We start from the raw sequence: 18480 nt of genomic DNA on the forward strand, positions 1-18480 counted from the left end.
ATGAACCTCTCCCTCAGGCAGCTCAAGGTCTTCCTCGGCGTTGCGCAGGCCGCCAGCTTCACCAAGACCGCGCAACGCCTGCACCTGTCGCAGGCGGCGCTGTCCGCCATCATCCGCGAACTCGAAACCCAGCTGCAGTGCCGCCTGCTCGACCGCACGACGCGCTCGGTCGCCCTGACCGAGGCGGGGCGCATGTTCCTGCCCACTGCGGCGCATATCGTCGAGACCATCGAGAACGCGGCGCTCGAACTGCGCAAGATCGGGCGCGAAGAACAGCGCCTGCTGCGCGTGGGCGTGATGCCGCACATCGCCGTGAGCCTGATGCCGGCGGTGCTCGGCCGCTTCGCCACCCTGTGCCCGCTGGTGCGCGTGGAAATCGTCGACAGCACGCCGTCCGAGCTGTTGCGCATGGTCGAAGACGGTGCGCTGGACGCCGCCTTCGGCCCGTTCTTCCGCAAGGAATCCGGCGTCGAGCGGCTGCAGATCTTCCCCACCCAGCTGATGCTCGCCACCGGGTTGCAGGAGACCGACTGGCCGGACTTCAGCGCCGAGCAGGAAACCTGGCGCGCGCTGCAGGGCGTCCCGCTGATCTGCTTCCTCGGCGACACGCCGATCCAGCGCATGGTCGAAGAAAGCCTCGGCGCGGCCGCCGTCACCACCGGCAAACGCACGTTCGTCGGCCACCTCGAGACGGCGATCGCGATGGCGGAGGCGGGATTCGGCGTGGCCGTGGTGCCGTCTATCTCGGCGGCGGCGTGCCAGCGCTACCGTGTACGCCTGCATCCGATCCGTCCAGCCATCGAGCTGCCGTTCTACTGCATCACGCGCGCCGGCCGCGCCAGCAACGAGACGCTGTCCCAGCTCTCGGCCGTGTTCGAGCAGGTCGCGCAAGAATTCAGCGGTGGCAATCCCGTGCTGAAGAAGAGCCGCAAGCGCGCCACCCCGGCATCCTGACGCTTCGATACATACTGTTTATATTGTTCGATTTTCCCGATTAAACGATAAATTCTTTTTGCTTCCGCTCGCCTGGCCCTTTCTTTATATTGGGTCGCACAAGAACTCAGCGAGACAGCACATGAACATCGTCATCATCGGGGCGGGCCTCGGCGGCCTGACCGCCGCCAATGCCTTGCTCGACCGGGGCTTCCACGTCACCGTCCTCGAACAGGCCGCGCAACTCAAGGAGATCGGCGCGGGCGTCCAGCTCAGCGCGAACGCCACCGGCGTGCTGTACCGGCTCGGTCTCGGGCCGGCACTGGAACGCATCGCCTCCGAGCCGGCCGGAAAGCGCGTGCGCCTGTGGAACACCGGCCAGGCCTGGCCGCTGTTCGACCTCGGCGCCGTGTCGCGTGAGCGCTATGGCTATCCTTACTTCACGCTGCACCGCGCCGACCTGCACGCCGTGCTGGCCGACGGCGTGCGCCGGCGCAGCCCGGACGCGATCCGGCTCGGCGTCAAGGTCGACGGCCACCGCCAGCACGACGACGGCCGCGTGACGGTGCATGCGGCCGACGGCACGACCGTGGTCGCGGACCTCGTGATCGGCGCGGACGGCGTTCACTCGCGGACCCGCGAAGCGCTGTTCGGACCGGACGCGCCGCGCTTCTCCGGCATCATGGCATGGCGCGGCGTGATCCGCGCCTCCGACCTGCCGGCGCACATGCGCGAACCGTACGGCAGCAACTGGGTGGGGCCGGGCGCGCACGTGATCCAGTACCCGCTGCGCGGCGGCGAGCTCGTGAACTTCGTCGGCGCCGTCGAGGGCGGCGGTTGGGAAGTCGAGTCCTGGTCCGAGCGCGGTACGCACGAGGAGTGCCTGCGCGACTTCGCCGGCTGGCACGAGGATGTGCAGGCGATGATCCGCGCCATCGACGTGCCGTACAAATGGGCCCTGATGGTGCGCGATCCGATGCCGCAATGGTCGCAGGGCAGCGTGACGCTGCTGGGCGACGCCTGCCATCCCACGCTGCCGTTCCTGGCCCAGGGCGCGGGCATGGCCCTCGAGGACGGCTATGTCCTGGCGCGCGCGCTGGACCAGTACCGCGGTGACGTTCCCCAGGCGCTGCGCAGCTACGAGGCCGCGCGCCACGAGCGCACCGCGCGCATCGTGCGCGGCTCCGCGGCGAACGCCGCGCGCTTCCACAACCCGGCGCTCGGCCATGCCGAGGGCGCCGCCGCCTACGTCGGCACCGAATGGAGCGAGGACCGCGTCAAGGAACGCTACGAATGGCTGTTCCAGTACGACGTCGACGCCGTTCCCCTGTAAGCCAACCGTACAAGGAGACATCATGACCAAGCCGCCCGCCGTGCGCGGACTGCATCACTTCGCCTGGCGCTGCCGCGACGCCGAGGAAACCCGGGCCTTCTACGAAGACCTGCTCGGCCTGCCGCTGGTGCACGTCATCCGCCTCGACCGCGTGCCCAGCACCGGCGAGTACTGCCCGTACGTTCACCTGTTCTTCGAGATGAGCGACGGTTCGAACATCGCTTTCTTCGACCTCGGCGACGGCGTCCGCGCCGAGCCCTCGGCCAACACCCCGGCCTGGGTCAACCACATCGCGCTGCGCGTGGACAGCCTGGCCGGCCTGGAGGACATGAAGGCGCGCCTGCAGGCCGCCGGCGTGGACGTGATCGGGCCGGTCGACCACCACTTCGTCAAGTCGATCTACTTCTTCGATCCGAACGGCTTCCGCCTCGAGTTCACGACGCCGACCGGCACGCCCGCGCAGCACGCGGCGTTCCGCAGCGAGGCGCGCGGCCAGCTCGACGACTGGACCGCGGAAAAGGCGGCGCGCGCCGCCCGGGCGGTGGACTGACATGGCGCACCTGAACCCGACCCACGACCCCGCGCGCCGCGCCTGGGTGGCGTCCGCCAACGTGCCCGACGCCGAGTTCCCGATCCAGAACCTGCCGTTCGGCGTGTTCTCCGACGCCCGCCGCACGCGCGCCGGCGTCGCGATCGGCGACGAGATCGCCGACCTCGATGCGCTGCTCGGCGCCGGCCTGCTCGACGGCGACGCCGCCAAGGCCGCGCGTGCCTGCGCCGACGGCCGCCTGAACGGCCTGATGGCGCTCGGCCCGCATTACGCATCGGCCCTGCGCGCCGCGCTGTCCGAGCTGCTGCGCAGCGACGGGGCACGCCGTGCCCGCGCCGAAGCCATGCGCGAACACATCCTGGTGCCGATGGCGCGCGCCACGATGCAGCTGCCGTGCGCGATCGGCGACTACAGCGACTTCCTCACGTCGCTGCACCATACGGAACGTCACGGCCGCTACAAGGGCCTGAAGGACCCGCTGCCGCCGGCGTTCAAGTCGCTGCCGATCGCCTATCACGGCCGCGCGTCGTCGATCCGCGTCAGCGGGACGCCCGTGCGCCGTCCGCTCGGCCAGTACCGCAACCCGGACGGCGCGGTCGAATATGGCCCGGCGCCGATGCTCGACTTCGAGCTGGAGCTCGCGGCCTTCGTCGGCCAGGGTAACGTGCTGGGCCAGCCGATCCCGCTCGGCGCGGCCGCCGACCATATCTTCGGCTACTGCCTGCTGAACGACTGGTCGGCCAAGAGCATCCAGTGGTGGGAGCAGGTGCTCGGCCCCTTCCTCGGCAAGAGTTTCATCTCGTCGATCTCGCCGTGGATCGTGACCCAGGAAGCGCTGGCACCGTTCCGCCTGCCGGCGCCGGCGCGCCCGGACGGCGACCCGGCTCCGCTGCCGCATCTGACCGACGCGGGCGACCGGGCCGAAGGCGGCATCGACATCGCGCTGGAAGCCTGGCTGTCGACGCCGTCCCGGCGCGCGGCCGGCGAGGGACCGCTGCGCATCACGAGCACGCACCTGCAGAACCTGTACTGGACCTTCGGCCAGATGCTGGCCCACCATGCGAGCAACGGCTGCAACCTGCGGCCGGGAGACCTGATCGGCAGCGGCACGATTTCCGGCGCCGACGATGCCGCGCGCGCCTGCATCACGGAGCTGACCAATGCCGGCGCCGATCCGCTGAAGGTGGGGCCGGACGAGTTCCGCACGGCGCTCGAGGATGGCGACGAGATCGTCCTGCGCGCCCGTGCGCAACGGCCGGGTGCGGTGTCGATCGGGTTTGGCGAATGCCGCGGCCGCATCGAGCCGGCGCTGTCCGTCGCCGCCGCGGGGAGGCCGCGATGACCGCCCCGACGACGACGCAGCTGGCGCAGTTCGGCCACGAATTCGGGCGCGGACCGCGCAAGGTAATGGTGTTCGGCGGCGCCTTCGGCCATTCCGGCGACTGGCGCGCGTTCTGCGAAGGGCTCGATCCGGATGCCGCCACCTGGGTGTTCTTCGACTACCGCGGCTACGGCCGTGCCAGGGCCACCCTCGGCAACTATACCTTCGAGGAAGCAGCCGTGGACGCGCTGGAACTCGCCGCCGCGCTCGGGTGGGGGCGCTTTTCTCTCGTCGGCCATTCGATGGGCGGCGTGGCGATCCAGCGCGTGCTGCTGGCGGCGGCGCCGGGCCGGATCGAGCGCATGGTCGCGCTCACGGCGGTGCCGGCCTGCGGATCGCGCATGGACGCGCAGCGCCTCGCCATGTTCGACAAGGCCGCGCACGACGTCGCGCAGCGCCAGTTCATCCTCGATTTCTCGACCGGCCGCCGGCTGCCCGCCGTGTGGCTGCGGCGCCAGGCGCTCGATTCGGCCGCGTGTACGGCACCGCAGGCGTTTTCCGGCTACCTGCGCGACTGGGGCACGGTCGACTTTTCCGAGCGCGTGCGCGGCAACCCGGTGCCGGTCATGGTGCTGGCGGGCGCCTGCGACCCGACATTGACGCGCGAGCTGATGGAGCGGACCTGGCTCGCCTGGTACCCGAACGCGACGCTGGAGGTGCTGGACGGATGCGGCCATTACCCGATGCTCGAGGTGCCCCTGGCACTGGCGCGCGCCGTCGGCGATTTCTTGCAACAGCCTTGAGAGAGACAACGTGTACGCATTTTCCTATGTCCGGCCGGCCACGCTCGCGCAGGCGCTGGCCATCCTGGACGAGCATCCCGATGCCAAGGCGCTGTCCGGCGGCATGACGCTCGTGCCGACCCTGAAACAGCGGCTGGCCGCGCCGGCCTATCTGGTCGACCTGACCCGCCTCGACGAACTGCGCGGCATCACGCTGGAGGGAAACCTGTTGCGCATCGGCGCGGCCACCCGCCACGCCGAAGTGGCCGCGAGCGGCGTCGTGCGCGGCGCGATTCCCGCGCTGGCCGGCCTGGCCGGGCTGATCGCCGATCCGCAGGTGCGCAACCGCGGCACCATGGGCGGGTCGGTGGCCAACAACGACCCTGCCGCCGATTACCCGGCCGCCGTGCTGGGCCTGGGCGCGACGGTCGTGACCAGCGCGCGCCGCATCCCGGCCGACGCGTTTTTCGTCGACATGTTCGAGACCGCGCTGGGCCCGGGCGAACTCGTCGTCGCGATCGAATTCCCGCTGCCGCGCCGCGCGGCCTACCGCAAGTACCGCCATCCGGCGTCGGGCTATGCGCTCGCGGGCGTGTTCGTCGCCGACGGCGATGCCGGCGTGCGGGTCGCCGTGACGGGCGCGGCGCCGTCGGTGTTCCGCTGGCACGAGGCCGAGCAGGCGCTGGCGCGCGACTGCGCGGTGGACGCGCTGGCCGGCGTGGCGATGGATCCCGGCCGGATGCTCGACGACGAACGCATTCCCGCGCGCTATCGCGCCAGCCTCGTCGAGGTATTCACCCGCCGCGCGGTCGCGGCCATGACCGGCGCGTGACGCCGGCATCCACAAGGAGACAAGCATGGAATTCAACGGAACCCAGGTGATCGCGGCGCCGCGTCACGAAGTGTGGGCAGCCCTCAACGACCCGGCGGTGCTGCAGGCCTGCGTGCCGGGCTGCGAATCGTTCGGCGCGCGCAGCGACGACGAATACGAAGCCGTGGTGCAGGCCGCGGTGGGCCCCGTCAAGGCGCGTTTCAAGGGCAGCCTGACGCTGTCCGAACGCCGCCCCGACGAGGGCTACCGTATCGCCGGCAAGGGCGAGGGCGGCATCGCCGGCTTCGGCAAGATGCAGGCCGTCGTCACGCTGGCCGACGCGCCCGACGGCGGCACCGAACTGACCTATGCGGCCACGGCCGAAGTGGGCGGCAAGCTGGCCCAGGTGGGCTCGCGCCTCGTCGCGTCGGTGGCCAACCGCATGGCGGACGAGTTCTTCAAGCGCTTCGGCGAACAATTGGCGCCCCCCGTCGAAGCGGCCGCGCCGGAAGAGGGGGCCGAAGCGGCACCGAAGAAATGGTGGCAGCGCGGCTGACGCGGCATCGAACACGAACAGGCAGGTGACAAGTGGTACAAGTAAACATACAAGTCAATGGCCGGCAGGTCGGGCGCGAGGTCGAGGACCGCACGCTGCTGGTCGAATTCCTCCGGCGCGAAGCGGGCCTGACCGGCACCCACGTCGGCTGCGACACGACCCAGTGCGGCGCGTGCACCGTCCACCTCGACGGCGCGGCCGTCAAGTCGTGCACGGTACTGGCGGCGCAGGCCGACGGCGGCAGTGTGCGCACCGTCGAGGATCTCGAGCGCGACGGCCGGTTGAGCGCCGTCCAGCAGGCCTTCGTGCAATGCCATGGCCTGCAGTGCGGCTTCTGCACGCCCGGCATGATCATGGCGATCGAGTACTTCCTGCGCGAGCGCCCGGCGGCGCTCGACGACGAGACCATCCACACGGCGCTGGAAGGCAATATCTGCCGCTGCACCGGCTACGTGAACATCATCGAGGCGGTGCGCCACGCGGCGCGCGCGCTGTATCCGGAGGTGGCGGCATGATCGGCCAACCCCTGCCGCGCCTGGAAGACCGGCGCCTGGTGACGGGCAACGGCCGCTACACGGACGACATCGACGTGCCGGGCCAGGCGTACGCCGCGTTCCTGCGCTCGCCGCACGCGCATGCGCGCATCGTCTCCATCGACATCGGTGCCGCGCTGGCCGCACCCGGCGTGATCGCCGTTCTGACGGGCGCAGACTACCTCGCGGACGGCTTCCAGGGCATGCAGCACGTGCCGATGCCGCTCGACGCGATCGACCCCACGGCGCCGGCGTTCCGCGATGCGCTGCACGTGCCGGCCTACAGCCGCCTGCACCTGCCGCTCCCCGTGGACAACGTGCGCCACGTCGGCGAGGCCGTGGCGATGGTGGTCGCCGACACGGCGGCCCGCGCACGCGACGCCGCCGAGATGATCATGGTCGACTACGACGTGCTCGACGCCGTCGTGCGCGCCGACGACGCACTGGCCCCCGGCGCGCCGCAGCTGTACGACGATGCGCCGGGCAACCTGTGCTTCGAGGTGCAGCTGGGCGACCGCGCGGCCGCGCAGCGGCTGTTCGCCGATGCCCACCTCGTCGTGCGCCGCGATTTCCATAACAGCCGCGTGGTGAATTGCCAGATGGAGCCGCGCGCCGCGATCGGCGTGTACGATCCCGCCGAGGGCAGTTACACGCTGATCTCGGGCAGCCAGGGCGCGGTGCGCCAGAAGATGTCGCTCGTGGGCGCGCTGCGCGCACCGGCCGACAAGGTGCGCGTGATCTGTCCGGACGTCGGCGGCGGCTTCGGCCCGCGCAGCTCGGTCAACGTCGAGCAGCTGGCGGTGGTCTGGGCGGCGCGCCGCTGCGGCCGCGCGGTCAAGTGGACGAGCGACCGCAGCGAGGCGTTCCTGGCGGATTACCAGGGCCGCGACGCCGTGCTGCGCGCCGCCATGGCCTTCGACGCCGAGGGCCGCATCCTCGCCACCGACCACGAGTGGCTGGGCAACGTGGGTGCGCACACCGTGTCGTACGTGCCGATGTCGAACGGCACCCGCATCATGACGACCGTCTACCACGTGCCGGTAGCGGCCGTGCACATCCGCGCGGCGCTCAGCAACACGGCGCCGACGGCGCCCTACCGCGGCGCCGGCCGGCCGGAAGCGCACCACATGATGGAGCGCCTGCTCGACCTGGCCGCGCACCGCCTCGGCATCGACCGGGTCGAGATCCGCCGCCGCAACATGGTGCCGCGCAGCCGGTTGCCGTACCGCAGCGCGATGGGCCTGACGTACGACAGCGGCGACTTCATCGGCAACATGGAACGCGTGCTGGAACTGGCCGACTGGGACGGCTTCGCGGCGCGCCGCGCCGCGTCGGCCGCGCGCGGCAAGCTGCGCGGCATCGGCCTGGCCAACTATGTCGAGGCCCCCGTCGGCGCGCCGCGCGAGCGTATCGAGATGCGGGTACTCGCCGAGGGCGTGGTCGACCTGGTGTCCGGCACGCAGACGCAGGGCCAGGGCCACGCGACCACGTTCGCCCAGGTCGTGGCGGCGCAGCTGGGCGTACCGCCCGAATCCGTGCGGCTGCGCACGGGCGACACCGCTTTCGTGAGCGTCGGCGGCGGTACGCACTCGGACCGCAGCATGCGCCTGGGCGGCACCCTGATCGTGCAGAACGCGGCCCATGTCGTGGGGCAGGGCAAGGCGGCGCTGGCGGACCTGCTCGGCGTCGACGTGGCAACCGTCCGCTTCGAGGACGGGACGTTCATTGCCGGCGACACGCGCCTGGGCCTGTTCGAACTGGCGGCCAGGCTGGAAAGCGCGGGCAAGCCCCCGCTCGCGTCCGACGCCGAGTTCAACGGCCGCATGGCGGCGCATCCGACCGGCGCCGCGGTGATGGAACTGGAGATCGACCCGGATACGGGCGAGGTCGAACTGTTGCACTATGCGTCCGTGGACGACGTGGGCCAGCCGATCAATCCGCTGATCGTCGAGGGCCAGGTGCACGGCGGCCTGGCGCAGGGTATCGGGCAGGCGCTGTCGGAGGGGTATTACGTCGACCGCGACAGCGGGCAGGTGATGTCCGGCTCGTACATGGACTACGGCGTGCCGCGCGCCGGCCGCGTGCCGCCGGTCTCGCTCGTATTCGCCGAGGACCCGACCGCCGGCAATCCGCTGCGCGTGAAGGGGGGAGGGGAGAGCGGCATCACGCCAGCCACCGCAGTCATCTTCAACGCCCTGGCCGACGCGCTCGGCGAGGATGCCCCCGAAGAACTGGAGATGCCCGCCACGCCGGCGGTCATCTGGAATGCCATCCACCGAGAAAGTCATGCACATGAGTGAACACGTCCACATCCGGCGCGACGGCGCCGTCCTCGACATCCTCCTCGACCGCGCCGACAAGGGCAACGCGCTGACCGCCCCGATGGGCGCGGCGATCGTCGCCGCGCTGCGCGGCATCGACGATGACGTCAAGCTCGTCCGCCTCGGCGCGGCCGGCCCCGATTTCTGCACCGGCCGCGATTCGCCGATCCCGACGCTGGGCGCCAGGCCGTCGGCCGAGACGGTGCGCCAGAAGGTCGCGCTGCCGCCACTCGAACTCTACGACGCCATCAAGGCGGTGCCGGTGCCCGTCATCGCCGTCGTGCGAGGGCGCGCCGTGGGCGCGGGCTGCGCGCTGGCCTGCGTGGCCGACCTGGTGGTGTGCGCGGACGACGCCGTCTTCCAGATTTCCGAGATGGAGCGCGACATTCCGCCGACGCTGGTGATGGCGGCGCTGGTGGACCGCGTGCCCGTCAAGACGCTGGCGCACATGGTATATGGCCGCGCGCCGCTGGACGCTGCGGATGCGCGTACGGCCGGGCTGGTGTCGCACGTGGTCCCCGCGGCCCGGCTGGATGCCGCCGCCGCCGCGCTGGCCGACACCATGCTGGGCAACAGCGCGGTCACCCTGCGCGCCGTGAAACAGTTCCTGGCCGTCGCGCCGGGCATGCCGCCGGCCAGTGCCAGCGCCTTCGCCGGTCACCTGGCGGCGACGGCGCTGTCGATCCGGTTCTAACTTCCCCCGGTAGTGCCTTGAGCCCCGTGCGCGCGAGCGTACGGGGCTTTTTTCGTCCCGTGCGGACGCAAAAAAGCCGTCCGGTTTTTGCCGGACGGCCGAGGCGGGCGGTGGCGGTCAGGCGTAGTGGTAGCGGCCCTCGTCGTCGCGGCCGATGGCGCGGGTCGCGCCCGTGTCTTCGAGCCAGCGCACGATCTCGCGGCCGTCGCGGCTGCCGACGGCAGCCATCAGTTCCGCGAACAGCTTGGGACCGTGCCGCAGCGCCGCGTCGAGCGAATCGAAGCGCGCGCCATCGAAGGTCGGCGCAGCGGGCACGCGGTGCTCGATCGAGCGGCTCGTGCCCGGGCGCAGGAAGGGCAGGGTCAGGTCGAAGCCGGCCTTCGCCGTGTGATGGGTGCCGGCGAGCGACGGGTCGAGCGGCATCGCGCGCATGCGGTCCTGCACGACCAGGTCGCGGTCGGCCTGGAAGCGCGTGGCCAGCGCCCAGTCCATTTGCCGGTCCGAGAAGACGTCGATGTCGGGATCCACGACGAACACGTGCTTGACGTTGGCGAGGCATGCGAACACGGCGGCGATGGCGTTGCGCGCCTCGCCCGGGACGCGCTGCCGCATGGCGATGCGCACGTTGAACATGCCGCCGTTGGCGGCGCTGGCGTACACCGCCTTCACTTCGCGCACGGCGACTTCCAGCGCGCGCCACACGGTCACCTCGGTGCGCAGGGCGCACAGCTGGGCGGTATCGGTGGTGTCCATGTCGCGGCCGCTGATCGTGGAGGTCTGGAACACGGCGTCGCGGCGATGGGTGATCGCGGTCAGGTGAAAGAGCGGGTTGCGCTTGACGCCGCCGTAGTAGCCCAGGAACTCGCCGTACGGGCCTTCCGGTTCGACGTGGCCGTTCGGGTCAAGGTAGCCTTCGAGGATGAATTGCGCGTCGGCCGGTACCAGCAGGTCGTTGGTCACGCACTTGACGACGCCCAGCGTCTCGCCGCGCAGGGAAGCCAGCAGTTCGAGTTCGTCGGTCGGCAAGCGCATCGTCGCCGCGACGTGGTCGATCGGGTGCGTGCCGACGGCGAAGGCGATCGGCAGCGGTTCCCCGCGCGCGGCGTGCTCGAGGTAGATCGCGCGCAGGTCCGACGGTGCGATCAGGTCGATGCCGGCGGTGCGGCGGCCGCGCAGCATCAGGCGACGCACGCCGACGTTGGTCCAGCCCGTCGTCCTGTCGACCGTGAAGTCGATCGAGGAGGAGATGTAGGGGGCGCCGTCGAGCCCGTGCTGCAGGTGGACGGGCAGCTTCGTGAAATCGCAGTCGCCGCCGGTCAGGACCACTTGCTGGACCGGCGCCGCCGTGCGCGACACCTGCTCGATGGCGGCTTTCTTGCGCAAGCGTGCGAGCACTTCCGCCAGCAGCTTGTCGGTGGTCGTGCCGAAGGCGGCGGCGAGGCGCTGCCGGCTGCCCGCGAGGTTGCCGCACAGCGGGATCGCGTCGGCGCCGGGTTGTTCGAACAGCACGGCTTTCGGGTTGCCTTCGAGGAGGCGGGCAACGTCGGCCAGCTCGACCGGCCCGGCATGGCGCTCGAACTCGCTCGCATCGAGCGAGGCGGCGAAGCGGCGCAGGTCGAAGCGCTCGAGGTCCGGACCGGGGCCGGCCGGCCGTTGAGCGGACGTGCTGAAATCGGAATGGGAATTCACTGTGGTCTCCAGAGGGTCATGGTGGCTATCACAGCGAATCTAATGCACCCGCGCATAGAACTGAAGCAACAATAAATGATCGATTCATCGAAAAATCTAATTAATTTCGGTGGTCGTCCGTGGTGTGCAACGGTCTGCTACCATCGGCGCTTCCATCGATTATTCACCAGCGATCATCAATCATGCATGCGTCAACCCGTCCCCGTTTCATCGTCGGCATCAGCGGCGCCTCTGGCGTGGTGTACGGCATCCGCCTGCTGCAGTTGTTGCGCGAACTCGACGTCGAAACACACCTCGTGATGAGCAAGTCGGCCCAGGTCACGCTGGCCTATGAATCGGACCTGAGCGTGGCCGACGTGCGGGCGCTCGCCGACGTCACCCACGCGAACACCGACATCGGCGCGGCGATCTCCAGCGGTTCGTTCAAGGTGCAAGGGATGATCGTGGCGCCTTGTTCGATCAAGACGATGTCGGAGATCGCCACCGGCGTGACGGGCAGCCTGCTGGCGCGCGCGGCCGACGTGATGCTGAAGGAGCGCAAGCGCCTCGTCCTGATGCTGCGCGAAACCCCGCTGCACCTTGGTCACTTGCGCACCATGACGACGGTCACCGAAGCCGGCGCCATCGTGTATCCCCCGGTGCCGGCCTTCTATGCGCGGCCGCAGTCGCTCGACCAGATGGTCGACCATACCCTGGGACGCGTGCTCGACCTGTTCGGCCTCGACACGCAGACGGTGACGCGCTGGAACCCGCCGCGCAACCATCCCGCCCGCGAGGGTGACCGATAAAACAAAAGGCACCCGAAGGTGCCTTTGTTGGTAGCCGACAGGATGGCTTACACGTAAGCCGCCAGTGCGGTTTTCATCTTCTTCAGCGCGGCCGATTCGATCTGGCGGATGCGCTCGGCCGACACGCCGAATTCCTCGGCCAGCGTGTGCAGCGTGGCGCCCGAGCCGTCGTCGTTGGCCAGCCAGCGCGCTTCCACGATGCGGCGCGAGCGCGGGTCGAGTTTCGACAGGGCCGTTTCCAGGCCTTCCGATTGCAGGCGCACCACTTCTTCGGCTTCCAGGACCTTGGTCGGTTCCTGCTGGTCCGAGGACAGGTAGGCGATCGGCGAGAACTTGTCGTCTTCGTCGTCGGTCGGCGCTTCCAGCGCGATGTCGCGGCCGGACAGGCGCGTTTCCATCTCGATCACTTCTTCGCGCTTCACGTCGAGCATCTTGGCCAGGTCGTCGACTTGCTGCGGCGACATGGCGTCCAGGCCCTGCTTGTTGCTGCGCAGATTGAAGAACAGCTTGCGCTGCGCCTTGGTCGTTGCAACCTTGACCAGACGCCAGTTCTTCAAGATGTATTCGTGCATCTCGGCCTTGATCCAGTGCATGGCGTAAGACACCAGGCGGACGCCCTGGTTTGGGTCGAAACGCTTGACTGCCTTCATCAGGCCGATATTGCCTTCCTGGATCAGGTCGGCGTGCGGCAGGCCATAGCCCAGGTAGCCGCGCGCGATCGACACGACCAGGCGCAGGTGCGACAGCACCAGTTTCTGGGCCGCGTCCAGGTCATTCTTTTCCTGCAAACGCGTAGCCAGGGAAACTTCTTCCTCGTGGGACAGCATCGGCAGGCGGTTCACCGCCGAGATATAGGCGTCGATATTACCGAGATTGCCACTGAAACCCAGTCCCAGTGCACGATTGCCGGCCGGAACCAATGCGGATTGTGCGGACATAGTCACTCCCTCGTAGATAAACTGCTGCATCGTCTCGCCATCTCCAGAGCCCCGAAGGCGCAGCTGGCTGGCTTGTTGTCGGGATGCTGACGGTGCTATCAAAACCATTTCCCGCGATAGTCTGACGTAATATTAGCACTCTCTTGAGGTGAGTGCTAGGCGCCACCATATCCCTTACGATGGGTTTAAGTTTCATTAAAGTATTGCCCGCAGGAATCAGAAAAACGGGTTCGATTCAACTGTAGAGCAGGTACGAGCGGTTCAGTTGATGCGGCTCAAATGTGGCGTTCGTATCGTTTGAAATCGGTAGAAGACAGGTTAGGCGACACGTGCTGCGCTTTCTGTTGGCTGGCGCACGTTGCCATGTAGGTGAATGCCTCGCGTCCGCTGCCGGATTTGACTGGCCAGCAGCGGACGGGTTCACGGAACGGGCCTCGATATTCCTGAATGGTTGACTTGGATCGGCTGGATGGCGGCCCAGGTAGTGGGAAGACGATCATAACTGGCAAGCCACGGCGGTAGCTTTGGATCGATCCACGCGACGACCTCGATAGCTTTACCGTGCAAGTCAATGAGAGAAGGGCTTAGCCAAAGTAATTGCTCGTGATGGAAAACACGGTTGCGCAGTTCCCGTATCTGGTTAAGTGCCGACGAGACAGTATGGCGCTGACGCTGTGGCTTCGGGCAGCGCGGGAAAATCAGCCGCAGGTCTTTCCAAAGGATGGTCTGGAACTGGACGTTGAATAACGAACTCCAGAAGCCGAAGGGTAGTTCGGCAATAATCTTGTCCGGGGTAAGCGCTTCGGCTCGGCGTTGCAGTTTTGCTTTCGCACTGACTACCTCACGAACCTGCCAGGCAAACGATGGGTCGCTCACCCAAGAGTCCCACCAGTCGGATCGTTTGTACAGGGTAATCAGGCGTTGATGTACGCCATTTTCCAGAGCGATTTCAAGCACGTTCAACATCGGCATTGTCGCTTCTGCCAGAAGCATGTTGTTCACATATGCTTTTGCTGCCCTGGCGACGTCGCCATTGCACGAGGCCCGATAACGGCCCAACCGTGCTGCGGAAAAGTGCTTTTCGAGGTCGCTCTAGTCCATCGCGCATCATTTTTGATCAGGCATGCTCACGATGATATACTCTGAACGCAGCCCTAGGTTTTGTCCTCTCCCAGCCTCCATACTGGTGATGACGCTAGGTCAGTTTTCGGTCCCGTTCCGCGGGACCACCCCGAATTCAAAACAAAACCCGCCTTCGTGGCGGGTTTTGTTTTTGGCCCAGCGTCGAGGAGTTATTTCAGACGCGCCAGATGCCTCTGCACCGACAACATGGCCCCGACCAGCCCCAGGCCGGCACTGATCGCCAGCAAGGCCGCCATGCCCAGCGGCGGCAGGGGCGTCAGCTGGAATTCCGACGCATACAGCCGGGCGAACTCGGCGATGGCCGTGTTCAGCGGACGCAGCGCCAGCGCAACGGCCCCCAGCGCCACCGCCCCCGCGCACAGGCCCAGCAGGGCGCCCGTGTAGTAGAACGGGCGGTGGATGAAGTTGTCGGTCGCGCCCAGCAGTTTCGACACGGCGATTTCCTCGCGCTGCGTCAGCACCTGCAAACGGATCGTGTTGAACACGACGGCGATCACGACGACGCCCAGCGTGATCGCGAGCAGCAGCAGCGCCAGGCGCAGCACGCCCAGCAGGGCGGCGAGGCGCTTGACCCAGGCCGAGTCGACCTGCACGGAGTCGACATCCGGCAGGGCGCGCATCTGCTCGGCCAGGCCGTCCACGCGCGCGGCGTCGGCGCCGCTGGCGAAGCCTTCCAGCTTCATCACATAGCTGTCCGGCAGCGGGTTGTCGCCCAGCGTTTCGATCACGTCGGTGAGACCGCTCTTTTCCTTGAGGCTGGCCAGCGCCTGTTCGCGCGGCACGAAGCTGACTTTCGCATGGCTGCCGTGCAGGATCTGCTGCAGCTGCGGCGCGAGGGCCTGGGCCTGGTCGCGCGGGGTGTCGGTCTTGAGGAACAGGCTGATTTCCGGATCGACGGACAGTTCTTCCGATAACGGGCGCGCGTTGTCGAGCAGGGTGACGCCCGCGAAGGGCAGGGCCAGCGCGACGGCGACGACGAGCACGTTGAACAAAAAACTGCCCGGCGCCTTGCGCACGTGGGACAGCGCGGCGCCGAAGGCGAAGCGGTGCTGGCGGAACCAGACGTTCATGCGCCACCTCCCGTCACATGGCCGTGTTCGAGGCGGATCACGCGGGCGGCGCTGTCCAGGATCTGGTCGTCGTGGGTCGAGATGACGCACGTGACGCCCACGGCGTGGAATGCGTGCAGCGCGTCGATGACCTTGTCGGCCGCGGCGCGGTCGAGGTTCGCGGTCGGTTCGTCGGCCAGGATGATCTGCGGGCGGTTGACGATGGCGCGGGCGATCGCCACGCGCTGCTGTTCGCCGCCGGACAGTTCCATCGGCAGGGCGAGGGCACGGTCGAGCAGGCCGACCTTGTCCAGCGCCGCGCGGGCACGCTGTTCGGCTTGCGCCCTGGGCGCACCGGTGACGATCAGCGGCAGCATCACATTGGACAGCAGGTGGCGGTCGTTCAGCAGGCGCTGGTTCTGGAAGATCAGGCCGAGGTTGCGGCGCAGGAAGGGGATGCCGGCCTTGCGGATGCGGCCGACGTCCTGCCCGTTCACGATCACGCGGCCGGACGTCGGGCGCTCGATGGCGGCCACCATCTTCATCAGCGTGGACTTGCCGGCGCCGGACGGGCCGGCGAGGTACACCAGCTCGCCCTTGGCGATGTTCAGGGATACGTCGGACAGCGCGAGCGTGTCGGCGGAATCCGAGTACTTCTTGGAGACGGACTGGAATTCGATCATCGTGCGTGTTATCCCAGCAGCGCCTCGGCGAATTCGTCGGCGCTGAAGGGTTGCAGGTCCTCCAGCTTTTCGCCCACGCCGATGAAGTACACCGGCACCGGACGGGTGCGTGCGATGGCGGCCAGGATGCCGCCCTTGGCCGTGCCGTCCAGCTTCGTGATCACGAGGCCGGTCAGCTGCAGCGCGTCGTCGAACGCCTTCACTTGCGCCAGCGCGTTCTGGCCCGTGTTGCCGTCGATGACGAGCAGGATTTCGTGCGGCGCGTCTTCCATGCCCTTGCCGATCACGCGCCTGATCTTCTTGAGCTCTTCCATCAGGTGCAGCTGCGTGGGCAGGCGGCCGGCGGTGTCGACCATGACGACGTCGACGCCGCGCGCCTTGCCCGACTGGACGGCGTCGAACGCGACGGCGGCCGGATCGCCCGACTGCTGCGAGATCACGGTGACGTTATTTCTCTGGCCCCAGACCATCAGCTGCTCGCGCGCGGCGGCGCGGAACGTGTCGCCGGCGGCCAGCAGCACGGATTGTTCATGGCGCTGCATGTGCTTGGCCAGCTTGCCGATGGTCGTCGTCTTGCCGGCGCCGTTGACGCCCGCGATCATCATCACGAGCGGCTCATGGCGGCCCAGCTCGAGCGGCTTTTCCAGCGGACGCAACAGGTCGACCAGCAGGCCCTTCAGCGCCACCTTGACGGCGGCCGCGTCGAGCAGCTTGTCTTCCTTCACCTTGCGGCGCAGGTTGTCCAGCAGGAATTGCGTGGCGTCCATGCCGGCGTCGGACATCAGCAGGGCGGATTCGAGTTCCTCGTACAGGTCTTCGTCGATGCGCGCGCCGACGAACAGCAGCGACAGGTTGCTCGACGTCTTGGCCAGGCCGGCCTTCAGGCGCGACATCCAGGAACGCCTGGCTTCCGCTTCGCTGACGGGACGTTCGGCGGTTTCGGGGAACAGCTGGCCTTCGTAGGCCGTCGAAGCGCCCGCAACAACTTCCTCGGGCGCGGCGGGTGCGTCATCGCCACCGCCGAACAGGCGGCGCAGGAAACCCGGCTGCTCGGCTGGCGTGGCGACGCCCGGCGCTTCAGCCTCCGGGGCCACGGGCACTGCGGGTTCGACCGCAGCCGGCGTCTCGGCTTCAGGTTTTTTCTTTTTGAAGAAACTAAACATTGTGTATTCGGGAGGGCGGCGGAATGCCGGATAGGGTCGCGCGTATTCTACCAGAGCGGGAACACACTTCTGAGGTGCGCCTGCTCGACCATATTGTGGCTAGAATACAGCTCAACAATGCCAATCCGCTCATCGTGCTGGAATTTAGTACGTAACGGGTGTAGATTGTGAGCATCGATAAGAAGACGCGTCACCGAGGGACGATCGTGAACGTATCCAGGTTTATCAAGAGGCTCATCGCCGGCGATCACGTGGTGGGCAGCTCGGCGCCATCGCTGCGCAATGTCATCGTCTGGCTCTTCATCGCCCTTGTCGCCCTGTTCCTGACCCATCCATCCAGTCCCGCCAGCGCCTTCGACGCGCCCGTGCCGTGGCCGGCCGAACTGGGACTCGACACCAACCTCGGCATGTAATCTGCGCTGCTGGTATCCTGTTATTTCCGAAGGACACCTTGCGGTTGCAGCGCCATGAAACACAGACTTTTTCTTTTCGACCTCGACGACACCCTGCTCGACTTCAAAGCTTCCGAACAATTATCGTTCGACCGCACGATGCGCGCGCTGGGCCTGGCCGCGCTTCCCGACGGGCTGTTTGCCCGCTACCAGGCCATCAATACGGCACTGTGGCGAAGCTTCGAGACGGGCACTGTCTCGAAGGATTTCCTGAAGGTGGACCGCTTCCGCCAGACCTTCGCCGCCAGCGGTCTCGACCTCGATCCCGAAGCGGCCAGCCGCCTGTACCTCGAATCGCTGTCGGACACGGTCGTCCTCATCGACGGCGCGAAGGAACTCTGCGCGACGCTGGCCGCCATCGGCGAAGTGGGCATCATCACCAATGGTGTCGAGCAGATCCAGCACCGCCGCATCGTCAGTGCCGGGCTGCGCGACCATGTGTCGTTCGTGGCGACGTCGGAGGCGTGCGGCCATGCGAAGCCGGACAGCCGCTTCTTCGACTACACTGTCAGGATGGCGCGCGCGTTCACGCATGCGGAAACGATCATCGTGGGCGACCGCCTCGATGCCGACATCCTCGGCGCCAACCGCTTCGGCATCGAAAGCTGCTGGTTCAATCCCGGCGGCCTCGCCAACGACACGCATGCGCTACCCACCTTCGAAGTGGCGCGACTGCACGACGTCGTCCCCGCGCTGCGCGGCCTCGCTATTGCCTGAGGAACAGGCCGTCACATATCGATG

19 protein-coding genes are annotated in these 18480 nt (G+C 67.8%); 13 read left to right on the forward strand and 6 right to left on the reverse strand.

The features are described 5' to 3' along the window. The 10 genes from ASD28_RS01215 (at window position 1) to ASD28_RS01260 (ending at window position 9834) form a co-directional block, all read left to right on the forward strand. Window positions 1–954: a LysR family transcriptional regulator gene (locus tag ASD28_RS01215; protein WP_056122714.1), complete on the forward strand. Its 954-nt coding sequence runs from the start codon at window positions 1–3 to the stop codon at window positions 952–954. Window positions 955–1075: 121 nt separating this feature from the next. Continuing rightward, the gene (locus ASD28_RS01220) at window positions 1076–2266 is read left to right on the forward strand and encodes an FAD-dependent monooxygenase (protein ID WP_056122717.1); all 1191 of its coding nucleotides are present in this window, start codon (window positions 1076–1078) and stop codon (window positions 2264–2266) included. A gap of 22 nt (window positions 2267–2288) precedes the next feature. After that, window positions 2289–2816 (forward strand): VOC family protein, encoded by a 528-nt coding sequence (locus ASD28_RS01225; protein WP_056122720.1) that lies wholly within the window; start codon window positions 2289–2291, stop codon window positions 2814–2816. Between the two features lies 1 nt (window position 2817). Continuing rightward, a complete protein-coding gene (gene fahA / locus ASD28_RS01230) occupies window positions 2818–4158 on the forward strand; it encodes a fumarylacetoacetase (protein WP_056122722.1) in 1341 nt (446 codons plus the stop codon). Then, on the forward strand, window positions 4155–4940 hold the full coding sequence (locus ASD28_RS01235) for an alpha/beta fold hydrolase (RefSeq protein ID WP_056122725.1): 786 nt from the start codon (window positions 4155–4157) through the stop codon (window positions 4938–4940). Before fahA ends, ASD28_RS01235 begins: the two co-directional genes overlap by 4 nt. 10 nt (window positions 4941–4950) lie before the next feature. Next, complete coding sequence (locus ASD28_RS01240; protein WP_056122728.1) at window positions 4951–5751, forward strand: xanthine dehydrogenase family protein subunit M; 801 nt, start codon at window positions 4951–4953, stop codon at window positions 5749–5751. 25 nt (window positions 5752–5776) lie between these two features. Next, window positions 5777–6286 (forward strand): carbon monoxide dehydrogenase subunit G, encoded by a 510-nt coding sequence (locus ASD28_RS01245; protein ID WP_056122731.1) that lies wholly within the window; start codon window positions 5777–5779, stop codon window positions 6284–6286. A 32-nt stretch (window positions 6287–6318) separates the two neighbouring features. Beyond that, window positions 6319–6801, forward strand: coding sequence for a (2Fe-2S)-binding protein (locus ASD28_RS01250; RefSeq protein ID WP_056122734.1), 483 nt, complete (start codon window positions 6319–6321; stop codon window positions 6799–6801). Next, window positions 6798–9119, forward strand: coding sequence for a xanthine dehydrogenase family protein molybdopterin-binding subunit (locus ASD28_RS01255; RefSeq protein ID WP_056122735.1), 2322 nt, complete (start codon window positions 6798–6800; stop codon window positions 9117–9119). Before ASD28_RS01250 ends, ASD28_RS01255 begins: the two co-directional genes overlap by 4 nt. Then, window positions 9106–9834, forward strand: a complete 729-nt coding sequence (locus tag ASD28_RS01260; RefSeq protein WP_229411900.1) for an enoyl-CoA hydratase/isomerase family protein — start codon at window positions 9106–9108, stop codon at window positions 9832–9834. The genes ASD28_RS01255 and ASD28_RS01260 overlap by 14 nt, the downstream gene beginning before the upstream one ends. Before the next feature lie 117 nt (window positions 9835–9951). On the opposite strand, the gene ASD28_RS01265 is transcribed toward ASD28_RS01260, so the two are convergent. Then, window positions 9952–11523 (reverse strand): UbiD family decarboxylase, encoded by a 1572-nt coding sequence (locus ASD28_RS01265; RefSeq protein WP_056122741.1) that lies wholly within the window; start codon window positions 11521–11523, stop codon window positions 9952–9954. Window positions 11524–11705: 182 nt separating this feature from the next. Between ASD28_RS01265 and ASD28_RS01270 the strand changes: the two genes are divergently transcribed. Beyond that, a complete protein-coding gene (locus tag ASD28_RS01270) occupies window positions 11706–12311 on the forward strand; it encodes a UbiX family flavin prenyltransferase (RefSeq protein ID WP_056122743.1) in 606 nt (201 codons plus the stop codon). A 47-nt stretch (window positions 12312–12358) separates the two neighbouring features. Here ASD28_RS01270 and rpoH read toward each other — a convergent pair whose 3' ends face one another. From rpoH to ftsY, 5 genes are all read right to left on the reverse strand, one after another. Further along, complete coding sequence (gene rpoH, locus ASD28_RS01275) at window positions 12359–13249, reverse strand: RNA polymerase sigma factor RpoH (protein WP_056122746.1); 891 nt, start codon at window positions 13247–13249, stop codon at window positions 12359–12361. A 420-nt stretch (window positions 13250–13669) separates the two neighbouring features. Beyond that, a complete protein-coding gene (locus ASD28_RS30800) occupies window positions 13670–14242 on the reverse strand; it encodes a hypothetical protein (protein ID WP_200948754.1) in 573 nt (190 codons plus the stop codon). 299 nt (window positions 14243–14541) lie between these two features. Then, entirely contained in the window at window positions 14542–15462 is a 921-nt protein-coding gene (gene ftsX / locus ASD28_RS01280; RefSeq protein WP_056122749.1) for a permease-like cell division protein FtsX, read from the reverse strand. Further along, complete coding sequence (locus ASD28_RS01285) at window positions 15459–16124, reverse strand: cell division ATP-binding protein FtsE (protein ID WP_056122752.1); 666 nt, start codon at window positions 16122–16124, stop codon at window positions 15459–15461. Before ASD28_RS01285 ends, ftsX begins: the two co-directional genes overlap by 4 nt. An 8-nt stretch (window positions 16125–16132) precedes the next feature. Beyond that, window positions 16133–17287 carry a signal recognition particle-docking protein FtsY gene (ftsY, locus tag ASD28_RS01290; protein WP_056122754.1) on the reverse strand — a complete coding sequence of 385 codons (1155 nt, stop codon included), beginning with the start codon at window positions 17285–17287 and terminating at the stop codon, window positions 16133–16135. Window positions 17288–17493: 206 nt separating this feature from the next. Between ftsY and ASD28_RS01295 the strand changes: the two genes are divergently transcribed. Both ASD28_RS01295 and ASD28_RS01300 read left to right on the forward strand, forming a co-directional pair. Further along, window positions 17494–17700, forward strand: coding sequence for a hypothetical protein (locus tag ASD28_RS01295; protein WP_156403648.1), 207 nt, complete (start codon window positions 17494–17496; stop codon window positions 17698–17700). 54 nt (window positions 17701–17754) lie between these two features. After that, window positions 17755–18456 carry a YjjG family noncanonical pyrimidine nucleotidase gene (locus tag ASD28_RS01300; RefSeq protein WP_056122758.1) on the forward strand — a complete coding sequence of 234 codons (702 nt, stop codon included), beginning with the start codon at window positions 17755–17757 and terminating at the stop codon, window positions 18454–18456. Window positions 18457–18480: the final 24 nt, after the last annotated feature.

Source organism: Massilia sp. Root133 (assembly GCF_001426525.1).
Taxonomy (GTDB): domain Bacteria; phylum Pseudomonadota; class Gammaproteobacteria; order Burkholderiales; family Burkholderiaceae_D; genus Telluria; species Telluria orientalis.